This is a genomic window from Streptomyces sp. AA4 (assembly GCF_000158875.1).
In the GTDB taxonomy this organism is placed as follows: Bacteria; Actinomycetota; Actinomycetes; order Mycobacteriales; family Pseudonocardiaceae; genus Amycolatopsis.
On the sequence record NZ_GG657746.1, the window covers coordinates 7,045,639 to 7,064,202 of the forward strand.

Annotated in this window: 17 protein-coding genes; 7 read left to right on the top strand and 10 right to left on the bottom strand. The window is 70.3% G+C overall.

The genetic code is table 11. The features are described from left to right. Positions 1 to 260: 260 nt before the first annotated feature. Genes SSMG_RS32060 through mtrA form a run of 3 tightly spaced genes read right to left on the bottom strand, consistent with a single transcriptional unit; the run spans position 261 to position 4,430 of the window. Positions 261 to 2,018, bottom strand: coding sequence for an LpqB family beta-propeller domain-containing protein (locus tag SSMG_RS32060; protein ID WP_009083001.1), 1,758 nt, complete (start codon positions 2,016 to 2,018; stop codon positions 261 to 263). After that, a complete protein-coding gene (gene mtrB, locus SSMG_RS32065; protein WP_009083004.1) occupies positions 2,015 to 3,745 on the bottom strand; it encodes an MtrAB system histidine kinase MtrB in 1,731 nt (576 codons plus the stop codon). The genes SSMG_RS32060 and mtrB overlap by 4 nt, the downstream gene beginning before the upstream one ends. Positions 3,746 to 3,752: 7 nt before the next feature. After that, entirely contained in the window at positions 3,753 to 4,430 is a 678-nt protein-coding gene (gene mtrA, locus SSMG_RS32070; protein WP_037355684.1) for an MtrAB system response regulator MtrA, read from the bottom strand. A 173-nt stretch (positions 4,431 to 4,603) separates the two neighbouring features. Between mtrA and SSMG_RS32075 the strand changes: the two genes are divergently transcribed. The 3 genes from SSMG_RS32075 to solA all read left to right on the top strand — a co-directional run bounded on the left by SSMG_RS32075 (position 4,604) and on the right by solA (position 8,931). Further along, entirely contained in the window at positions 4,604 to 5,389 is a 786-nt protein-coding gene (locus SSMG_RS32075) for an IclR family transcriptional regulator (RefSeq protein WP_009083008.1), read from the top strand. Between the two features lie 183 nt (positions 5,390 to 5,572). Then, complete coding sequence (locus tag SSMG_RS32080) at positions 5,573 to 7,810, top strand: FAD-dependent oxidoreductase (protein WP_009083010.1); 2,238 nt, start codon at positions 5,573 to 5,575, stop codon at positions 7,808 to 7,810. Further along, complete coding sequence (gene solA, locus SSMG_RS32085; RefSeq protein WP_009083011.1) at positions 7,807 to 8,931, top strand: N-methyl-L-tryptophan oxidase; 1,125 nt, start codon at positions 7,807 to 7,809, stop codon at positions 8,929 to 8,931. The genes SSMG_RS32080 and solA overlap by 4 nt, the downstream gene beginning before the upstream one ends. On the opposite strand, the gene SSMG_RS32090 is transcribed toward solA, so the two are convergent. Further along, positions 8,921 to 9,823, bottom strand: a complete 903-nt coding sequence (locus SSMG_RS32090) for an SDR family oxidoreductase (protein ID WP_037715543.1) — start codon at positions 9,821 to 9,823, stop codon at positions 8,921 to 8,923. The two genes, solA and SSMG_RS32090, sit on opposite strands and share 11 nt — an antisense overlap. A gap of 84 nt (positions 9,824 to 9,907) precedes the next feature. On the opposite strand from SSMG_RS32090, the gene SSMG_RS32095 reads away from it, so the two are divergent. After that, positions 9,908 to 10,480, top strand: a complete 573-nt coding sequence (locus SSMG_RS32095; RefSeq protein WP_009083015.1) for a TetR family transcriptional regulator — start codon at positions 9,908 to 9,910, stop codon at positions 10,478 to 10,480. Here the strand turns inward: SSMG_RS32095 and SSMG_RS32100 are convergent. Then, complete coding sequence (locus SSMG_RS32100) at positions 10,477 to 11,118, bottom strand: dTMP kinase (protein ID WP_037715546.1); 642 nt, start codon at positions 11,116 to 11,118, stop codon at positions 10,477 to 10,479. The genes SSMG_RS32095 and SSMG_RS32100 overlap by 4 nt on opposite strands. A gap of 26 nt (positions 11,119 to 11,144) precedes the next feature. Beyond that, positions 11,145 to 11,390, bottom strand: a complete 246-nt coding sequence (locus SSMG_RS32105) for a hypothetical protein (RefSeq protein ID WP_199786037.1) — start codon at positions 11,388 to 11,390, stop codon at positions 11,145 to 11,147. 366 nt (positions 11,391 to 11,756) lie between these two features. On the opposite strand from SSMG_RS32105, the gene SSMG_RS32110 reads away from it, so the two are divergent. Then, positions 11,757 to 12,719, top strand: a complete 963-nt coding sequence (locus SSMG_RS32110; RefSeq protein WP_199786038.1) for a hypothetical protein — start codon at positions 11,757 to 11,759, stop codon at positions 12,717 to 12,719. Positions 12,720 to 12,722: 3 nt separating this feature from the next. Here the strand turns inward: SSMG_RS32110 and SSMG_RS32115 are convergent, their stop codons facing one another. After that, positions 12,723 to 13,187: a YbaK/EbsC family protein gene (locus tag SSMG_RS32115; protein ID WP_037715548.1), complete on the bottom strand. Its 465-nt coding sequence runs from the start codon at positions 13,185 to 13,187 to the stop codon at positions 12,723 to 12,725. 47 nt (positions 13,188 to 13,234) lie between these two features. Between SSMG_RS32115 and SSMG_RS32120 the strand changes: the two genes are divergently transcribed. Next, positions 13,235 to 13,777 carry a helix-turn-helix domain-containing protein gene (locus SSMG_RS32120; RefSeq protein WP_009083021.1) on the top strand — a complete coding sequence of 181 codons (543 nt, stop codon included), beginning with the start codon at positions 13,235 to 13,237 and terminating at the stop codon, positions 13,775 to 13,777. Here SSMG_RS32120 and SSMG_RS32125 read toward each other — a convergent pair. The 3 genes from SSMG_RS32125 to ahcY form a co-directional block, all read right to left on the bottom strand. Further along, positions 13,774 to 14,223: a type II toxin-antitoxin system VapC family toxin gene (locus tag SSMG_RS32125; protein WP_199786039.1), complete on the bottom strand. Its 450-nt coding sequence runs from the start codon at positions 14,221 to 14,223 to the stop codon at positions 13,774 to 13,776. The genes SSMG_RS32120 and SSMG_RS32125 overlap by 4 nt on opposite strands. Then, on the bottom strand, positions 14,220 to 14,507 hold the full coding sequence (locus SSMG_RS32130; RefSeq protein WP_037715550.1) for a toxin-antitoxin system HicB family antitoxin: 288 nt from the start codon (positions 14,505 to 14,507) through the stop codon (positions 14,220 to 14,222). Before SSMG_RS32130 ends, SSMG_RS32125 begins: the two co-directional genes overlap by 4 nt. Positions 14,508 to 14,608: 101 nt before the next feature. Further along, complete coding sequence (gene ahcY, locus SSMG_RS32135; RefSeq protein WP_009083024.1) at positions 14,609 to 16,081, bottom strand: adenosylhomocysteinase; 1,473 nt, start codon at positions 16,079 to 16,081, stop codon at positions 14,609 to 14,611. A gap of 86 nt (positions 16,082 to 16,167) precedes the next feature. On the opposite strand from ahcY, the gene SSMG_RS32140 reads away from it, so the two are divergent. Next, the gene (locus tag SSMG_RS32140; protein ID WP_100266945.1) at positions 16,168 to 18,447 is read left to right on the top strand and encodes a hypothetical protein; all 2,280 of its coding nucleotides are present in this window, start codon (positions 16,168 to 16,170) and stop codon (positions 18,445 to 18,447) included. Positions 18,448 to 18,564 lie beyond the last annotated feature (117 nt).

An 18,564-nucleotide genomic window follows, 5' to 3' on the forward strand; every position in this document is an offset into this window, starting at 1 on the left:
TGACCACCCGACCGACCAAGAAAACACCCCGGATAGAACGGATCCGCATCCTGCATCGAGTGAGCCCGGCCGCCGCACCTCGCCCAGCTCAGTCGCGATCCGCGACCCACCGGCATCCGCGACCACCTCACCGACCGAGAAAACACCCCGGGTAAAACGGATCCGCGTTCTGCATCGAATGCCCGGCCGCGACCCCTCGCCCAACCCAGTCGCGATCCGCGACCCACCGGCATCCCCGACCACCCCAACCGACCGAGAAATCAGCCCGGATAGAACGGATCCGCGTTCTGCATCGAGTGCGCGTGCGGCCGCCACACCTCGCCCAGCTCCGTCGCCGTCCACAACCCACCGGCATCCGCGACCACGATCGGCTGGCTCGGAGCCGCCGCGACCGCTCGCACCGGGGCGGTGAGGTTCGAGCTGTTGTAGGCGTCCATCCGCCGTCCGTCGATCGACAGGCGCTGGACCGGCTGCGAGGGCGAGGACGTCGCGGCCACCAGGGTGTCCGGCGTCGAGCCCCAGTCCACGTCCAAGACGTCCGTCAGCACTCCGGGCTGCAGCACCCGCGGCTCGCGCAAGGTGACCGTGTCGCCGTTGCGCACCACCGACGCCACGACCAGCTGGCCGTTCACCGTCGCGGCCACGCGGGCGCCGTCCCGGGAAAGCCGCAGCACCCCGATCGGGCCGAGCGCCAGCAGGTCGTTCGCGTTCACGCTCTGGCGCAGCCAGTGGCCGTTCGGGTCGAGGACCATCCGCGCGATGATCGAGTGGTCGACGACCGTCCACACCTCGTTCGACGGCCCGGCCCCGGTCTGCGCCGGACGCCAGGTCGGGCGGCTCAGCGAACCGCCGCCGAGGTCGACCGTCGGCAGGTCGCGGCCGAGGTCGCCGATGCGCAGCCGCACACGGTCGCCGTCCTGCTCGACCACCGCGAGGCGTTTGCCGTCGATGGACTCGGCCGCGCTCACCACCTGGTACGCGCCGTTGCCCACCGCGCCCGCGATCGGCGCGCCGTCGCTGAGCGAACGGACCCGGCCGCCGATCGTCATCAGGCCGCTCGGCGAAGCGGAAACGTTGTACGAGGGCACGTCGCTGGCGCGCCAGTATTCGTGGTTCTGCACGAGCGGCGCGCCGTCGGCGAGCAGCCGGATCCGGGTGGAGGTGACGGTCTGCATCGAGAGCACGATCTGCGCGGCGATCAGCGACCGCGTGTCCGGGCCGACCCCGCTGAGCCCGCTCAGCTGCACGGTCAGCGAGCCGTCGTCGTTGTTCTTCACGTTGTTTTCCAGCGACACCCCGTCGCCGAAGAGGTTTTTCACCGCGCCGGTGAGCCCGGCGGAAGGGCCCTGCAGGATCAGGTCCATCACCCGTCCCGGCATGCCCGACTGCGGTTTCGCCGGGACGTAGCGCAGGTCCGGCACGAAGGACCCGGAGTCGGCCGAGTAGAAGCTCACCGAGACCGGGTTGTAGTTGCCGTCGAACTCGTCGTCGGTCACCAGCAGCACCGGCGGGGGCGGGCTGGAGATCCGCCACTGCCCGTCGGCCTGCTTGCGCACCTGGAAGGTCTGCTCGGCCGGGCCGCTGCCGGGGATGAACGCGGAGTCCGCGCTCAGCGTGCCGAGCACCGAACCGCGCACGGTGACCGTGCGGACGTTCGGGTCCGGCGCGGCCGACGACGGCGTGGGCGTGGTGGTGGCTCCGGTGCTGGCCGTGGGGTCGTAGACCGTGCTGAAGGTCTTGTCGATGATCGTGAACGAGCGGTTCGGCCGCCACGCGCCGCGCTGTTTTTCGTCGAGGAACGCCCGCGAGGCCGCGTTGCCCGACCGCGGATCGGCGTTGGCCTTGATGAACAGCCGCACGATGTCGAGCGGTTCGGCGTTGGCCGGCGGCTCCGGCGCGTTGTTGGCCTGCGGTGGCGCCTTTTCCACGGACACCACGACCGGCAGCGATTCCTGCGGAACGTTCGCGCAGCTCACGAGCACCAGTGCGCAGGCGAGAAGGACGAGCACTCGCCTCACTGACCGACCTCCTCCCGGTCCGGGGCCGGATCGGCGAGGATCGCCTCCGGCGCGGGATGCAGTTCGGCGACCGACGACGGCGACAGCGTGATCTCCGAAACCGCGTCCGGCGGCGGCAGCACTAGCGGGCTCTCCGCGATCGGCACGCCTTGGCGCCGCGGCACCACGAGCCGGAAGCACGCGCCGTGGCCCGGCTCGCCCCACGCGTCGAGGACGCCGCCGTGCAGCCGCGCGTCCTCCTGGCTGATCGCGAGGCCCAGGCCGGTGCCGCCGGTGCGGCGGTTGCGCGACGGGTCGGCGCGCCAGAACCGGTTGAACACCAGCTCGGCCTCCCCCGCCCGCAGGCCGACGCCGTAGTCCCGGACGGTGATCGCGACCGCGGATTCGTTCACCGCGACCGTCAGCACCACCGGTTTGCCCTCGCTGTGGTCGACGGCGTTGGCCAGCAGATTGCGCAGGATCCGTTCGATCCGCCGCGCGTCCACCTCGGCGGAGGTGTCCTCGTCCGGCAGCACCAGTTCGACCGCGCTGCCCGCGGTTCCGGCGAGCACCCGCACCTGCTCGACCGCGCGCGTCGCGATCGGCCGCACGTCGATGTACTCCGCCGACAGCTCCTCGACGCCCGCGTCGAGCCTGCTGATCTCCAGCAGGTCGCCGAGCAGCGCCTCGAACCGGTCCAGCTCGTCGACCAGCAGCTCGGTCGAGCGGGCGAGGCCGGGCGGGAACTGCTCGCGGGACGCGTGCAGCACGTCGGCGGCCATCCGCACGGTGGTCAGCGGGGTGCGCAGCTCGTGCGACACGTCGGAGGTGAAGCGGCGCTGCAGGCCGCCGAATTCCTCGAGCTGGCGGATCTGGTTCTGGATGCTGGCCGCCATGCTGTTGTAGGACACCGCGAGTTTGGCGAGGTCGTCCTCGCCCACGACGGCGAGGCGCTGGTCGAGGTCTCCGCCGGCGAACTGCTCGGCCGCCGCGACGGCTTGCCGGACCGGCCGCACCACCTGCCGGACTACGAGGTTCGTGATCCCGGCGAGCAACAGCAGCAGCACGATCCCGGCGACGAACAGCGTGTTCTGCACCGTCGACACGGTGGTCTGCTCACTGGTGAGCGGGAACAGCAGATACAGCTGCAGCGGACTGGCCGCGGTCGCCAGCGAGGTGCCGACGATCAGGTAAGTGGTCCGCACGCCGTTCTCGTCGACCGTGTGCTCGACCCGCGCGAGGTGATCGGCCTCGACGAACTGGCGCAGCCGCTCCGGCACCGAGTTGAACGGCCCGACGAACACCGGGTCCGCGTCCGATTGGCCGCGCCCGACGCTGGCCAGCACCGGTTCGAAGGTGCCCGCGGTGGAACCCGCGCGCGACGAGGACGTGGTCGCGATCTTCTTGAGCGCGTTCTGCAGGCGCGTGTGCAGCGCGTCCGGGGACTCGCCCCCGATCCCGACCAGTTCGCGCGCGGCGGTGTCGGCCAGCGCCTGGGTCTGCTCGATCGCGGCGCGGCGCTTGGTGTCCAGCAGCCGTTCGGTGATCTGGTTCTGCAGGACCATGCCCAGCACGAACACCACGGCCGAGGACAGCGCGAGCGTCGAGATCGTCACGCGGAACTGCAGCGAGTGCTTCCACAGCTCGTTGAACGCCACCGCGCGGCGGCGCGCGAAAACCACGACCCGGCCGGAGAGCCGAGCCGTGGCGCGGGCGGCGGCGCGAAGCCGCCCCGCGAAACCGGTCATCGGCGTATCACGGCGGGCCGGCCTTGTACCCGACTCCGCGCACCGTCAGCACCACCTCGGGGTGCTCCGGGTCCTTCTCCACCTTCGAGCGAAGGCGCTGGACGTGCACGTTCACCAACCGGGTGTCGGCCGCGTGCCGGTAGCCCCACACCTGCTCGAGCAGCACCTCGCGGGTGAACACCTGGCGCGGCTTGCGGGCCAGCGCCACGAGCAGGTCGAACTCGAGCGGCGTCAGCGGGATCGCCTTGCCGTCGCGGGTGACCTCGTGCCCGGGAACGTCGATCGCGAGATCGCCGATGGTCAGCGATTCGGCGGGCTCGGCCTCGGTGCGGCGCATCCGGGCGCGCACGCGGGCGACGAGTTCCTTCGGCTTGAACGGCTTGACCACGTAGTCGTCGGCCCCGGATTCGAGCCCGAGCACGATGTCCACGGTGTCGCTCTTGGCGGTGAGCATGACGATCGGCACGCCGGACTCGGCGCGGATCGCCTTGCACACGTCGATGCCGTTCATGCCGGGCAGCATGAGGTCGAGCAGGACCAGGTCCGGTTTCAGTTCCCGCAGCGCGGGAAGCGCCCGCGAACCGTCCGCGACCACCGCGGTGTCGAACCCTTCGCCGCGGAGGACGATGGTGAGCATCTCCGCCAGCGCCGGGTCGTCGTCGACCACCAAGACACGTGCCTTCATGACCACATGTTCGCACTAACGCCCGCACCGGTGCGCACGACCCGCGCGTTTGACCACCGGAAAGATCAAGATCACCGGCCCGGTTGGGCCATCCGGACCCATCCGGCGTCCGGCGGCGGCCGGATTCGCCCGCTCAGCCGAACAGATCGCAGCCGAACGGTTACTGTTGCGCTATGCGGAACCAGGACTCGGGAAACGCAACGGGAAGCGCGGTGCAGTCCGTCGACCGGGCGATCACGGTCCTGGAGCTGCTGGCCCGCAACGGGGAAACGGGCATCACCGAGATCGCCGGCGAGCTGGGCGTGCACAAGTCCACCGCGTCCCGGCTGCTGAGCGTGCTGGAGGCGCACGGGCTGGTCGAGCAGCTGGGCGAACGCGGCAAGTACGCGATCGGCTTCGGCGTGGTCCGGCTGGCCGGGGCCGCGACCGGCCGGATGGACCTGGCGAAGCTCGGCAGGCAGACCTGCCAGGCGCTCGCCGAGGAGCTGGGCGAGACGGTCAACATCGCGATCGCGGACGACGGAGTCGCGATCAACATCAGCCAGGCCCGCGGGTCGGCGGCGATCACCACACAGAACTGGACCGGGCAGCGCACGCCGCTGCACGCGACGTCCAGCGGCAAGGTGCTGCTGGCCGCGATGGACGAGGCCGAACGCAAGCGGATGCTCGCGCACGAGCTGGAGCAGTACACGCCGCGCACCACGGTCGACCGGGACGAGCTGGCGGCCGAACTGGAGCGCGTCGCCGAGGACGGGTACGCGGCTTCCTTCGAAGAGCTGGAACTGGGCATGCACGCGGTCGCGGTGCCGGTGCGCGGCCCCGGCGGCGACGTCGTCGCGGCGATGAGCGCGTCCGGTCCGTCCTACCGGCTGTCCAAACAGCGGATCCGGCAGATCGTCGCGCCGATGTCCGAAGCGGCACGGGAGCTTTCCGCTCAGCTCGGCTACTTTTCCGCGTGAACTCCCCGGTCGCGGCGGCTCTCTTGACAGCGCGCCCGCGATCCCGCAATTTGTGAGTTGCAGCAGACGGAACATCGATCTCCATCCGCAACGCGTCCGTACCCCGGCGGGGGCGTTCCGGCATGCCTGTCTCGTCCCGAGCCGGGCCGTCCGCGACGGCCGGCAGGCAGGAGGTACCTCGCGATGGCAGTGCGACCGCGGGTGGTTGTGCTCGGCGGCGGGCTCCTCGGCTGCGCGGTCGCGGACGAGCTGACCGAACGAGGCTGGACGGACGTCACGGTCCTGGAACCGGAACCGGCGGGCGCGCCGGTCGGGCCCGGGCTGCTCTTCCGCACGCACGCGGACCGCACGGCGTCGGAGTTCGCCAAGTACACCGCGGAGAAGTACAGCGGGCTGACCGTCGACGGCGGCTGGTGTTTCCAGCCGGTCGGGAGCCTGGAACTCGCGACCGCGCCGGAGCAGCTTTCCCGGCTGCGGCAACGGCTTGGCTGGGCGACGTCGTCCGGTGTGCGCGGCTACCTGCGCGAACCGGGCGAATGCGCCCAGCTGCATCCGCTGCTCGACCCCGCGAAGGTGTCCGGCGGCCTGCACCTTCCCGGCGACGGGCTCGTCAAACCGGTCCGCGCGGCGCTCGCCCAAGCTCGCCGTGCGCAGGGACGGGGCGCGAAATTCCTTGCCGGACAAGAGATTGCCGAGATCGTGCGCACCGCGGGCCGGGTGACCGCGGTGGTGACGGCGACCGACCGCTTCCGCGCCGACGTCGTCATCTCGTGCGCCGGAGTCCGCGGACCGCAGTTCGGCCGGCTGGTCGATCTCGCCGTGCCGGTGGTGCCGATCGCCGTCGACCATGCCCGCACCACGCCGTTGGCCCAGCTCGCCGGAGACAACGACGCCTTCACCGAAGCGGACAAACCGATCCTGCGCGGTGCCGGGCTCTCGCTGCGCGAGCACGTCGACCGGCTGGGCATCAGCGCGCTGGGCCCGGTCGAAACGGACGCCGCGTTCACTCCGGCGGGCTTCGAGGAATCGTGGACGGCCGCGCTCGGGCTGGTGCCCGCGCTCGCCGACGCGAAGGTCGAGGAAGGCTTCCGGCAGCTGGTCCCGGGTACGCCGGACGGTTTGCCGCTGCTGGGCGAACATCCGGATCTCGACGGGTTCTGGGTCGCCGAAGCCGTGGACTGCGCGTGGTCCGCCGGGGTCGCGCGGGAACTGGCGCGCTGGCTCATCGAGGGGCAAGCGCATCTCGATCTGCACTCCGTCGACCTCGCCCGGTTCGACCGGCTGCAGCTCGCGCCCGGCCGCGTGCGGGAGCGGAGCCTGGCGGCGGCGGGGCATCGGCGACCGGCCGTGGAATCGCCGCGGACCACGCCCTGCTACGAGCGTGAAGTCGCGCTGGGCGCGGAGTTTCGCGAGGAAGACGGCTGGGCGCGGCCGCAGCGGTACGCCTCGGGCGGACGCGCGGAAGCAGTCGCGGCCCGGAGCCGGGTGGCGTTGTTCGACCTGACCCCTCGGCGCCGGCTGGAGATCACCGGCCGCGGCGCGCTGCCGTTCCTGCAGACGATGACCACGAACCAGCTCGACCGTCCGCCCGGCTCGGTCACCACGACGTTGCTGCTCGGCGAGGACGGCGGGGTGCGCAGCGAACTGACCGTCGCCCGGCTCGGCGTCGAGCAGTTCCACGTCTCCGCGCACCACCATCGGGACGTCGCCTGGCTGCGCCGTCATCTGCCTGGCGACGGCTCGGTCCGGCTGCGCGAAACCACCGGCGGCACCTGTTGTCTCGGCCTGTGGGGACCGCTCGCCGAGCGGGTGCTGCCCGAACTGTCCACATCGGACTCCCGGGTGTGGCGGACGTACGTCGGCGACGTGCCGGTGACCGTGCTGCGCGGGTCGGACGCGGGCGAACCCGGCTGGGAGCTGCACACCGGCGCGGACCTCGGCCGGTCGCTGTGGGACACCCTCTGGGCGGCCGGGCAGCCGCACGGGATCGTCGCGGCCGGGGAAGACGCGCTGCGCAGCCTCCGGATGGAGGAAGGCCACCGAAACTGCGGCGTTGACGTGACCACCGAGCACGATCCGTACGAGGCCGGTCTCGGCTTCGCGGTGCGGATGGACAAGGGCTACTTCCTCGGCCGCGACACGCTTCTTCACCGTTCTCCTTCGACGGTGCGCCGGAAACTGGTGTGCTTGACGATCGACAGCACGGATTCCGTGCTGCGAGGCCGGGAGCCGGTGTACGTCGACGGCCGTCCGGCGGGCTACGTCACGAGCGGCGCGTACGGCTACACGATCGACAAAAACCTCGCCTACGCCTGGCTTCCCGTCGAGGACGCCCGGCCGCGCACCCCAGTGGAAATCGAGCACCTCGGGAAACGGTGGGCGGCGAAGGTGGCCGCGGAGCCGTTGAGGAGCAGCGAATGACGCATTACGACGTGATCGTGCTCGGTCTCGGCGGAATGGGCAGCGCGGCGGCCTGCCGGCTGGCACGCCGGGGCCAGAAGGTGCTCGGGATCGACCAGTTCGCGCCGGTGCACCACCTCGGTTCGAGCCACGGCGGTTCGCGGATCACGCGGCAGGCGTATCTCGAAGGTCCGGATTACGTACCGCTGCTGCTTCGCGCGCACGAGATGTGGGACGAACTCGAACGCGATTCCGGCCGGTCGCTGTTCACCCGCTGCGGCGCGGTGATGGGCGGACCGCCGGAGTCGCGCACGATAGCGGGCAGCACGCTTTCCGCGGAGAAGTTCGACATCCCGCACGAAATCCTGGACGCGGCCGAGATCCGGCGCCGGTTCCCCACCATCGCCCCCGCCGAAAACGAGGTGGCGTTGTGGGAACCGGGCGCCGGATTCGTGTCGCCGGAAGGAAGCGTCGCCGCGCATCTGCAGCTCGCCGCGCGCCACGGCGCCGAACTGCACCACGAAGAACAGGTATTCACCTGGACCGCCTCGGAAACCGGGGTGCGCGTCGGCACCGCTTCGAGCTACTACACCGCCGAGCGGCTCGTGCTGTGCCCCGGCGCGTGGGCACCGGTGCTGCTCGCGGACCTCGGCGTCGATTTCGACGTGCGACGCCAGGTCCAGTATTGGTTCGAACCGGCCGACGTGCGGCCGTTCGCCGATCATCCGGTCTTCATCTGGGAAACCGCTGAAGGCGGCCAGTTCTACGGATTCCCCGCGCATTCAGCGCAAGGTGTCAAAGTCGGCGCCCACCTCGGCGGCGTCTCGTGCACCGCCGACACGATCGACCGGCAGGTCCGCGACGACGAGGTGCGCGCGGTCGCGGCCGTCGTCGGCTCCCGGCTGCCGACGCTCCCGGCGACCTTCCGCCGCGCGGCGACCTGCCTCTACACGAACACCCCGGACGAACATTTCGTGATCGCGCCGCATCCGAAGCATCCGCGCGCGGTGGTGGCGTGCGGATTTTCCGGGCACGGCTTCAAGTTCGTGCCGGTGGTCGGGGAAATCCTCGCCGACCTGGTGGTCGACGGTTCGACGCGGCACCCGATCTCGCTGTTCGATCCGGCGAGGTTCACGCAGTAGCGAAGTAGTGCTCTTCGGCCAGATCTTCAAGCAGGCCAGGGTGTTCCGGCTTCCAGTCGAGGAGTTCACGCGTGCGCGCGGCGGACGTCGGGGCGTCTGCCTGGACCATCGGGGCCAGGAACGCGAAGTGCGCCGCGGCCTCCTCCGGCGCGATGGACTTCACCGGGACACCGAGCCGCGCGCCGATCGTCTCGGCGATCTGCCGGAGCGAGACGGCTTCGTCGCCGACCGCGTGCAGCACGGTTCCGCCCGGAGCCTTCTCCAAGGCCAGCCGGTAGAGCCGGGCCGCGTCGAGCGTGTGCCCGGCGGACCAGCGGTTGGCCCCGTCGCCGACGTACGGCGAGACCCCGGCCGCCCGGGCGAAACGGATCATAGTCGGCACGAAACCGTGCTTGTCGAGCGAACTGTGCACCGACGGCGGCAGCCGCACGACTGACGATCGGACGCCGTTTTCGGCGAGCCCGAGCACGTAGTTCTCCGCATCGACCCGCGAGCCGCCAGGAAGACGGTCGTCCTCGGTCGCGGTCCGGCCGAGCCCGGCGAACATCAGGGTTCCGGAGGTCGAGACCAGTGGTTTGCCGGTGCCGGCGAGAGCTTCGCCGAGCGCCTTCAGCGCGACGAGGTCCGCTTCGACCGCGCCGGCGAACTCGCCGCTGGCCATCAGGTCGTGCTTGAACGCCAAGTGCACGACGCCGTCCGCCTCGGCCGCCGCCGCGCGCAGGCCGTCGAGATCGTCGAGGTCGCCGCGCCGCACGCGCGCACCGCGTTCGGCGAGCACCGCGGCGGAGGCGTCCGACCGGGCGAGGCCGACCACCTCGTGTCCGGCGGAGAGCAGTTCGGGAACGAGGGCCGAGCCGACGTGGCCGCTGGCCCCGGTGACGAAAACCCGCATGATGTGTCCTTCCACAGTTGATGACACCTGGTGCCATCACAGTACGCCCGATGTCATCCAGTGTCATCACCTAGACTGGACGGCATGGGCCGCTGGGAACCGAACGCACGCCACCGCTTGGCGCGGGCCGCGCTCGACCTGTTCACCGAACGCGGCTACGACGAGACCACGGTCGCCGAAATCGCCGAACGCGCCGGGCTCACGAAACGGACCTTCTTCCGCTATTTCGCCGACAAGCGGGAAGTGCTGTTCGGCGGGCAGGAGGAACTGACCCGGCGGCTCTCCGAGGGCATTGCCGGGGCGCCAGCGGGCGCGACGCCGTTCGAAGCGGTCGGCAGGGCATTGGATGCCGCCGCGGAGGTTTTCACCGGCGAGCGGCTGGCTGAGGCCCGGGTGCGACAGCCGATCGTGGCCGCGAACAGCGAGCTGCTCGAACGCGAATTGCTCAAGCGCACCACGATGGTCCAGGCCATGCACGACGCCCTCGCCGCGCGCGGAGTCAGCGAACCGACCGCGCGGGTCGCCGCGGAACTGGGCTGCCTCGCCTTCGGGACGGCGTTCCACCGCTGGGTCGAAGCAGGCAACCAGCGCGAGTTCGGCGCACTCGCGGACGAAGCGCTCGGCGAACTGCGCACCGCCACCGCCGCCCTCGGTTAAGCGAGCAGCGACTTCGCCAGCGTCGGCAGATCCACCCCAGCCACGCCGTCCAGCACATGCCACGGCGCGAGCCACGAAGCCGCGGCCAGCTCGTCGTACACCGCGGCACACCGCTGCTGCAGCGAATCGTCCGATTCGAAAGCGTCCCGCGTGCGTGCCGCGTCCGACTCCGCTCGGCGGACCGCCCGCTCGGCAGCCACCTCCGGGCTCACCCGCAGCAGCAGATGCGCGTCCGGACGGGGCAGGCCGAACCGCGTCACCTCGAGGTCCCAAACCCACTGCACCACAGCGCCATCCGCGTGCTCGCGCAGGCGCGCGGCGGCGTACGCGGCGTTCGAGGCGACGTAGCGGTCCAGCAGGACCACGTCGTTGGCCGCGAGCAGCGCGCGGATCTCGTCGGCCGCACCGCTGCGGTCGAGGGCGTAGAGCATCGCCATTCCGTACACCGAATCGGCGAGGTCGCCGTGCCCGCGATGCAGCGCTTCCCGCACCAGATCCGCGTGCACGCTGCGGCCGTAACGAGGGAAGGCGAGACTGCCGACGCTCGCGCCGGCGTCTTCCAGCGCAGCAGTCAGCCCCTCGGACAGCGTGCGCTTGCCCGCGCCGTCCAGACCTTCGATTACGACCAGTCGCCCCACGCCGTCAAAGATACTTGGCGGCGTGCTCAGGCCGCCTCGCGGCGGGCGCGCACGTAGCCGAAGTAGCCCACCGGCACCGCGACCAGCAGGCCGGCGAGGCAGAGCAGCGGAATCCAGTCGTCGCCGTGCGGCTCCGCGGGCGTGCTCTGGCCGTCGCGCGGCACCACCTCGCTGCGCGGCACGGCCGTGAGGTGGGCGTTGCCGGTGTCGGCAGGCTGCGCCGCGCCCGCGCCCGGAGCCGACACCGGCAACGCCAGGCCCGTGAACGCCACGAGGAGCAGCAGGCGTCCGACGTGCCTTCGGCAACTGGTCGAGGACCGCCGGTCCCGCCCGGCAGTGCTCTCCCCGTGATTCGGTTTCCCCAGACCCACGACGCACCTCCCGCCTAGACGTGGCCAGTGGTGGTCACAACGGTGAACCGGCCGATCACTCCGAGCAAGATGCCCGTCCGGCAAGGAGGGTGTTCCGGGTCCGCCGTGGAACACGGAACGGTTACCCTTCCGTGGCCAAGCACACCAAACGGGGGCCGGACCCGTAACCGCGCGCTGCTAACGTGAACGTTCCGCGGCATTCACGCCCAGCGCACGGGCGGCGTTGAAGGGACAGCGGTGGCACGAGACGGGGATGGCCCACTGATCATGGAACCTGGCCGGCGCGGCGCGGGTGAACTGCCGCCCGAGCTCGGCGAAGCACTGCGATCCGGAGAATTCCACCAGGCGCTGCGGCTCGCGATCGCGCATCGCGGCCTGTCGCTCGCCCGGCTGCGGGCGCACCTCGCGCTCCGCGGCGTCCACATCGGACAGTCGACGCTCAGCTACTGGCAGCGCGGGCTCCGCCAGCCGGAGGTGCCCAAGGCGCTTCCGGCGGTCCGCGCGCTGGAGTCGGTGCTGCAATTGCCCTCCGACTCGCTCGTGGTGCTGATCGGCCCGCGCACGGCGCGTCCGCGCGGGCACCAGGCCGCGGCGTCGTTCCACGACCTGCGCTCGGGCGAGATGGGCGCGATCGTCGAACAGCTGATGAGCGACCTCGGCGCGGCGCCGGCGTCCCGGCAGTCGAACTCCGACCTGGAAATGCTGTCGGTGCACGACCAGATCACCATCGACGAGCAGAAACACCAGGTGAAATTCCGGACCCGGCTGGTCACCCGCGCGCGGCGGCACGGACCGGACCGGTACGTCGCGGTCTACAACGGCGACCCCGGCTGCCGGATCGACGACGTCGAGCTGATCACCGCGGAAGGCTGCCGCGTCGGCCGCATCCGCAGGCATCCGGCGCGCGAGACGATGGCGACGGAACTGCTTTTCGACCGGAAGCTCGCCGAGGGCGAGATCCACGTTTTCTGCTTCGAAATCCACGACAATTCCGCCGTGACGTTCCCCGGGTACTACCGGATGCTGCGCGACCAGTGCGCGAGCTATCTGCTGCAATTGCAGTTCGCGCCCACCGCGATGCCCGCCCGGATCACCCGCGAGGTCCGCGCCCGCGACGACGCGCTGCCGGTCGAGGCGGAGGAATTGCCGTGCGACACCGGCGGCGTGACGAGCGGGTATTTCCGCGACACCGGCCCGGGGCTGGCCGGCATCGCGGTGGAATGGAACTGAGCTTTACCCGTCCACCCGCTGCGGCGCGCCCTTGGTGATCCGGACCAGTTCGTCGAACGTCGTCGGGAAGACGGCGTTCGGCGTCCCGGCCGCGGCCCACACCTGGTCGTACTGCCGCAACGCCTCGTCGACCACCGTCTCCAGCGGAGCCGGATGCCCGACCGGCGACACGCCGCCGATCACCTGCCCGGTGGCCGCGCGCACCTCGTCCGGCTTGGCCCGGCGGATCCGGCCGCGCCCGAGCCGCGCGGCGAGCGCCTCGACGTCCACCCGGTGCGCGCCGCTGGTCAAGACCAGCAGCGGGGCGTCGTCGGCCATGAAGACCAGGCTGTTCGCGATCGCGCCGACCGGGCAGCCGAGCGCTTCCGCCGCCTCGGCCGCCGTCCGCGTGGACTGCGGGAGAGTCCGCGCCCGTCCTTCGACGCCCGCCTCGTCGAGCGCGTCCTGCACGTTTTGCACTGCCGACATCGGCACACCTCCAGCCGTTCTGTAAACAGAACACTAGACTAGGCCGGGTGTCGACGTCACCCGCCCCGGACGGCCGCGCCCTCGCCGCGGTGGTCGGTACCCGCATCCGCACCTTGCGCACCCGCGCGGGCGTCGGCCTGACCACGCTCGCCGCCGACAGCGGTCTCGGCAAGGGAACGCTGTCGGAACTGGAGAACGGCCGCCGCAACCCGACGCTGGACACGCTGTTCGCCATCGCCACCGCGCTGTCGATCCCGTTGAGCGACTTGCTCTTCGGAGACGACGGCGTAGCCGAAGCGCACGGCGACAGCGTGACGGCGACCTTGCTGGGCCGCTGGGAGGACCCGGAGGGCGTGACGGAGGTGTACCGGCTGACGATCCACGAGCGGGTTCAGGTGTCGCATCCGCACAGCCCCGGGGTGCGGGAGGTTTTGACGGTGCTGACCGGGACGGCGGAGGTGGGGCCGGTTTCCGCGCCAGTGACGGTTTCCGCGGCCGGGACGCATACGTTTATCGCGGAAACGGAGCATGTTTATCGCGGAATCGGCGGGGTGGCTACTGCGGTGTTGACGATGCGGTATCCGCGTTAGCGGACGAGGAGTCCGTTGGCTTTTGCCGCATCCGCCTGACGCGCGTCACGCGTGACGACAGTAACCGGTTGCCCACCGGTCAGCTCGGAAGTTTCCCTCATTACGACGGCCAGATGAAGAGCATCCAGGGTGCGAATCGGGTAGTTCTCGGCAACCAGTCGCTGCGCCGCCGGAAAAACGCGCTCCGGGCGGAAAGGGATCAGCACAAGGGAACCTTCCGGGGAAGCGAGCAGGTCGAAGTGCTCGAGGACGATCCGGGCGTCAGGGATCCGGCCGTCGCGCTTCGCCGCCGTGAGCGCGCTGGTGAACTCGAGGCGGGTGAGTTCGCTGCTGAGCACCAGATCCGGCCCCTCGAGCAATAGCTCGCGCATTTCGCGATGCCCCGGCTCATCCTTGAGGAACGCAGTAGCCAGCGCACTTGTATCGGCATAGTAACAATCAGTCACCATTCACCCCGAGTCCAGTCGAGATACTCTCCGACAGTGGCTCCCCAGCCACTGGAGAACTCCTCGATGTCGTCCAGCGAGGCCGCCCGGGCGGGAGGTTCGACATAGGCGACCTTGCCCTCGGCGATCAACCGGCGTTTCCACTCGGCTCGAGACTCGCCCTGCTGGACGACCCCTCGCAGAGCCTCGGTGACCAGATCGTTCATGCTGCGCCCCTCAGCCTCGGCCCTGGCCTTCAGCCGAGCATGCAGCTCGTCGTCGACGCGAGTGATCAATTGCTTCACCCCACCATGATAACACGTCACCCATTAGAGCTATCACGTGTTTTCAAGTGCAGACAAAAGCCGCCCCGAAACGCATTCCGGGGCGGCTTCAGTGTCAGCGATCAGTAACGGTAGTGCTCCGACTTGAACGGGCCCTCCACGTCCACGTCGATGTATTCCGCCTGTTCCTTCGACAGCTTCGTCAGCTCGCCGCCAAGGGCTTCGAGGTGGATCCGGGCGACCTTTTCGTCCAGTTTCTTCGGAAGCCGGTAGACCTCCTTGTCGTACTCCTCGGTCTTCGTGAAGAGTTCGACCTGGGCGATGACCTGGTTCGCGAAGCTGTTCGACATCACGAAGCTCGGGTGCCCGGTCGCGTTGCCGAGGTTCAGCAGGCGGCCCTCGGACAGCACGAGGATGCTCTTGCCGTCCGGGAACACCCACTCGTCGACCTGCGGCTTGATGTTCACGCGCCGCACGCCGGGGTAGCGGGCGAGGCCGGCCATGTCGAGTTCGTTGTCGAAGTGGCCGATGTTGCCGACGATGGCCTGGTGCTTCATCCGCGCCATGTGCTCGACCATCACCACGTTCTTGTTGCCCGTGGTGGTGACGTAGATGTCGCCCTCGTCCAGCACCGACTCCAGGCGCTTGACCTCGTAGCCGTCCATCATCGCCTGCAGCGCGCAGATCGGGTCGATCTCGGTGATGATCACCCGGGCGCCCTGGCCGCGCAGCGATTCCGCCGCGCCCTTGCCGACGTCGCCGTAGCCGCAGACCACCGCGACCTTGCCGCCGATCAGGACGTCGGTGCCGCGGTTGATGCCGTCGATCAGCGAGTGGCGGATGCCGTAGCGGTTGTCGAACTTCGACTTCGTCACCGAGTCGTTGACGTTGATCGCCGGGAACAGCAGCTCGCCCGCGGCCGCCAGCTGGTACAGCCGCAGCACGCCGGTGGTGGTCTCCTCGGTGACGCCCTTCACGCTCTGCCCGATGGCGGTCCACTTGCCCTTGTCCGCCGCGACGGAGGCGCGCAGCAGCTCCAGGAAGACCTTCCACTCCTCGGGGTCCTCGTCGTCGGCCGGCGGAACCACGCCGGCCTTCTCGTACTCGGTGCCCTTGTGCACCAGCATGGTGGCGTCGCCGCCGTCGTCGAGGATCATGTTCGGGCCTTCGCCCTCCCACGTGAGCATCCGCTCAGTGCACCACCAGTATTCCTCGAGCGTTTCGCCCTTCCACGCGAACACCGGGACGCCCTTGGGCTCCTCGGGCGTGCCGTGCGGTCCGACGACGACCGCGGCCGCGGCGTGGTCCTGCGTGGAGAAAATGTTGCACGAGGCCCAGCGCACCTCCGCGCCGAGCGCCACCAGCGTCTCGATCAGCACCGCGGTCTGCACGGTCATGTGCAGCGACCCGGCGATCCGCGCCCCGCGCAGCGGGTAGACCTCAGCGTATTCGCGACGCAGCGCCATCAGGCCGGGCATCTCGTGCTCGGCGAGCCGGATCTCCTTCCGGCCGAACTCGGCGGCGTCGAGATCGGCGACGGCGAATTCGATGCCGCCCCGGGTGTCGTGCCGCTTGACAACGCTTTCGGGGGTCATAGTGCGGTTCCTCCAAGGTTTGATGGCACCTGAACAGTACCGTTGTCGGCTCGACCCTGACTCGGACGGATGAGGAGAGAATCACCGTGCCCGCCCCGCTCCCCGGCCCTGACACCCGCATCGTCGAAATGAGGGTGTCCGGACTCGTGGGCACGAGCGGCGAGACGCTCCTCGACACGGTCCAGACCGTCGACGTCGCCGGCGACGAACTCGGCCGCGTGGTGCGCCCGGCCGACCGGCTGCGGCGTCCGGCTCCCGGTCCGGTGGTGCCCGCGCTCGGCCGGTCGATCCCGCGCACCGTCGAAGGCTACCTGTGGAGCGGCATGACGTCCGGCGGCGTCGCGAAGGCCGCCTGGGCGCTGCTGTTCCCGTTCTCGCTGGCGAACGTCGCGTTCTGGATGCTGCCGCCGGTCCACCGCGGCCGCTGGCTCGGCGGCCTGTGCCGCGGCCTGCTGCGGATCGCCGCGGTGCTGCTCACCATGCTGCTGGTCAGCCAGGTCGCGGCGGCGGTCCTGGACCTCGTCGCGACCCAATGCCTCGCCCCCGGACGCGCCTGCCTCACCTGGGTGACCCCGGAACTGCGCAAGGGACCGCTGCGCATCGGCGTCGGCGTGGCGGTGCTCCTCGCCCTGGTCTACGCACTGCATCGGATCTCGTCCACGAATTGGCGCGTCCGCCCGCCCGAGCTTCCCGGCCGCAAAGGCGTTCCGATGCGCTTGCGCGCCGACCCGGAAGCGCCCGGAATGTCCGCGACGCACGCCGTCGCCGCATTGGCGTGCGTCTCTCTGCTTTTGCTGGGCGGACCGTTCCACGTGCCCACGAAAATCCCGCAGTTGATCGGCTGGATCTGCACCCTCGCGCTGGCACTGGCGGTGTTGATCGGAGGCGCGATCGGCAGCGACACCGGCGTCATCGCGCGCCGGACCTTGCTCACGTTCGCGACCCTGCTCGTCATTTACTCGACCGTGCTGGCCGCCCCGGTCGGCGATCGACTGCCCGGCGTCGACACCACCGTCGAAGGACTCGGCGGCGCCCTGCTGGTCGTCACGCTGCTGTTCGCGCTGGCGCTGATCCCGTCCGCACTGCTGGCCCGCGCAGCCTGGCGCGACCGCCCGCGCCGCCTCCGCCCGTGGCTAGGCGGCTGGGCGGCGGCCCCGGTACTCGCACTCGCCGGCCTCCTCGGCGGCGGTTTCGGCGCCGGGCTGGCGATCGCCGTCCGAAAACTGCTCCGCGTCGACAAACTCGCCCTGCCCACGACGTACGACCTGGTCACCGTCCTGTGGGGCGGCGGACTGGGCCTGATGGCCCTGCTCGCCATCGCCGGATACGCCATCGGCGTCCCCCTGCGCCGCCGCCGGCGCGGCATCCCGCCCATCGTCGAACTGATGGAACACGACGAACAGCAGGAACAAGACGCCGCCCGAGCCTGGGCGCGTTCCGCCTGGGAACGCCGTCACCTGCACCACCTGGCCGTGATCGTCTCCCTCGGCCTCTGCGTCGGCGCGATCGCCCTGCTGGTCGTCCGGTTCGGCTTCAACCTGCAGCCAAGCTGGTTCACCACCGTGTCGGCGATCGGCGTGTTCGCTCTCGGCGCCCTGGCCGCCGGTCTGCTGCGAGTGGTCTACTCCGCGGCCCGGTCCCCGCAACGAAGCCGCCACCTGGGCGCGCTGGCGGACCTGGTCTCTTTCTGGCCCCGCGCCGCCCACCCCGGCGTACCGCCTTGCTACGCGCTCAAGGTCGTCCCCGAACTGGCCGCCCGAGTCAAAGAACACCTCGCCGAACCCGGCACGCGAGTCGTGCTGTCCGGCCTCAACCTGGGCAGCATCCTCACCGTGCTGGCGGCAGCCCAACTGTGCGCCGAACTCCCGCCGGACGAACGCGACCGAGTCGGCCTCCTCACCGCAGGATCCCCGTTGCAGTGGGGCTACCAACGAGCCTTCCCAGCAGTCCTGCCCCAAGACTCGCTGGCGGATTTGTTCTCCGCACTGGACGGCCGCTGGCGCGCCCTGTGCCGAGGAACGGACATCTTCGGCGGCGGCGTGACCACCTGGCGCCACCAAACGAGCAACGGCCACCTGCTGGGCGAGGGCTACCTCCCCGAAGGCAAATGGGGAGCCCTGGAAACCACCCCAGACGACGCAGGAGTCCTGATCCTGGGCGGCGACCACTGGGTCCCCGACCCGCTGCGAGCCCCCGACGGCCGCCACCGCTGGGCCCCCGGAGTCCTCAAACACACTGAGTATTTGGCCGACCCGGAATGGGACAACGCGGTCGCGATGGCCGCAGGCCTAGGCCGCCCCCACGGCCGCGCCAAAACCCGAGGCGAACAAGGCTCCCTCTTCGGCGACCTCCCCCGCCCCCGCTAGCCGAGGCAGAGCCGAGGCCGATGCCGAGGCCACGCCCGATACCGCACCGCTGCACCCAACCCCCCGGGGGCACCCACCCCTCCCCCAACCCCGATACAAAGCCGCCCTGCGGTTCGG

Excerpts from the sequence above, each read along its gene's own strand:
- SSMG_RS32075 (WP_009083008.1), top strand. The coding sequence starts at position 4,604 with ATGCGGAACCAGGACTCGGGAAACGCAACGGGAAGCGCGGTGCAGTCC.
- solA (WP_009083011.1), top strand. The coding sequence starts at position 7,807 with ATGACGCATTACGACGTGATCGTGCTCGGTCTCGGCGGAATGGGCAGC.
- SSMG_RS32095 (WP_009083015.1), top strand. The coding sequence starts at position 9,908 with ATGGGCCGCTGGGAACCGAACGCACGCCACCGCTTGGCGCGGGCCGCG.
- mtrB (WP_009083004.1), bottom strand. The coding sequence starts at position 3,745 with ATGACCGGTTTCGCGGGGCGGCTTCGCGCCGCCGCCCGCGCCACGGCT.
- SSMG_RS32090 (WP_037715543.1), bottom strand. The coding sequence starts at position 9,823 with ATGCGGGTTTTCGTCACCGGGGCCAGCGGCCACGTCGGCTCGGCCCTC.
- SSMG_RS32080 (WP_009083010.1), top strand. The coding sequence starts at position 5,573 with ATGGCAGTGCGACCGCGGGTGGTTGTGCTCGGCGGCGGGCTCCTCGGC.
- ahcY (WP_009083024.1), bottom strand. The coding sequence starts at position 16,081 with ATGACCCCCGAAAGCGTTGTCAAGCGGCACGACACCCGGGGCGGCATC.
- SSMG_RS32110 (WP_199786038.1), top strand. The coding sequence starts at position 11,757 with ATGGAACCTGGCCGGCGCGGCGCGGGTGAACTGCCGCCCGAGCTCGGC.
- SSMG_RS32115 (WP_037715548.1), bottom strand. The coding sequence starts at position 13,187 with ATGTCGGCAGTGCAAAACGTGCAGGACGCGCTCGACGAGGCGGGCGTC.
- mtrA (WP_037355684.1), bottom strand. The coding sequence starts at position 4,430 with ATGAAGGCACGTGTCTTGGTGGTCGACGACGACCCGGCGCTGGCGGAG.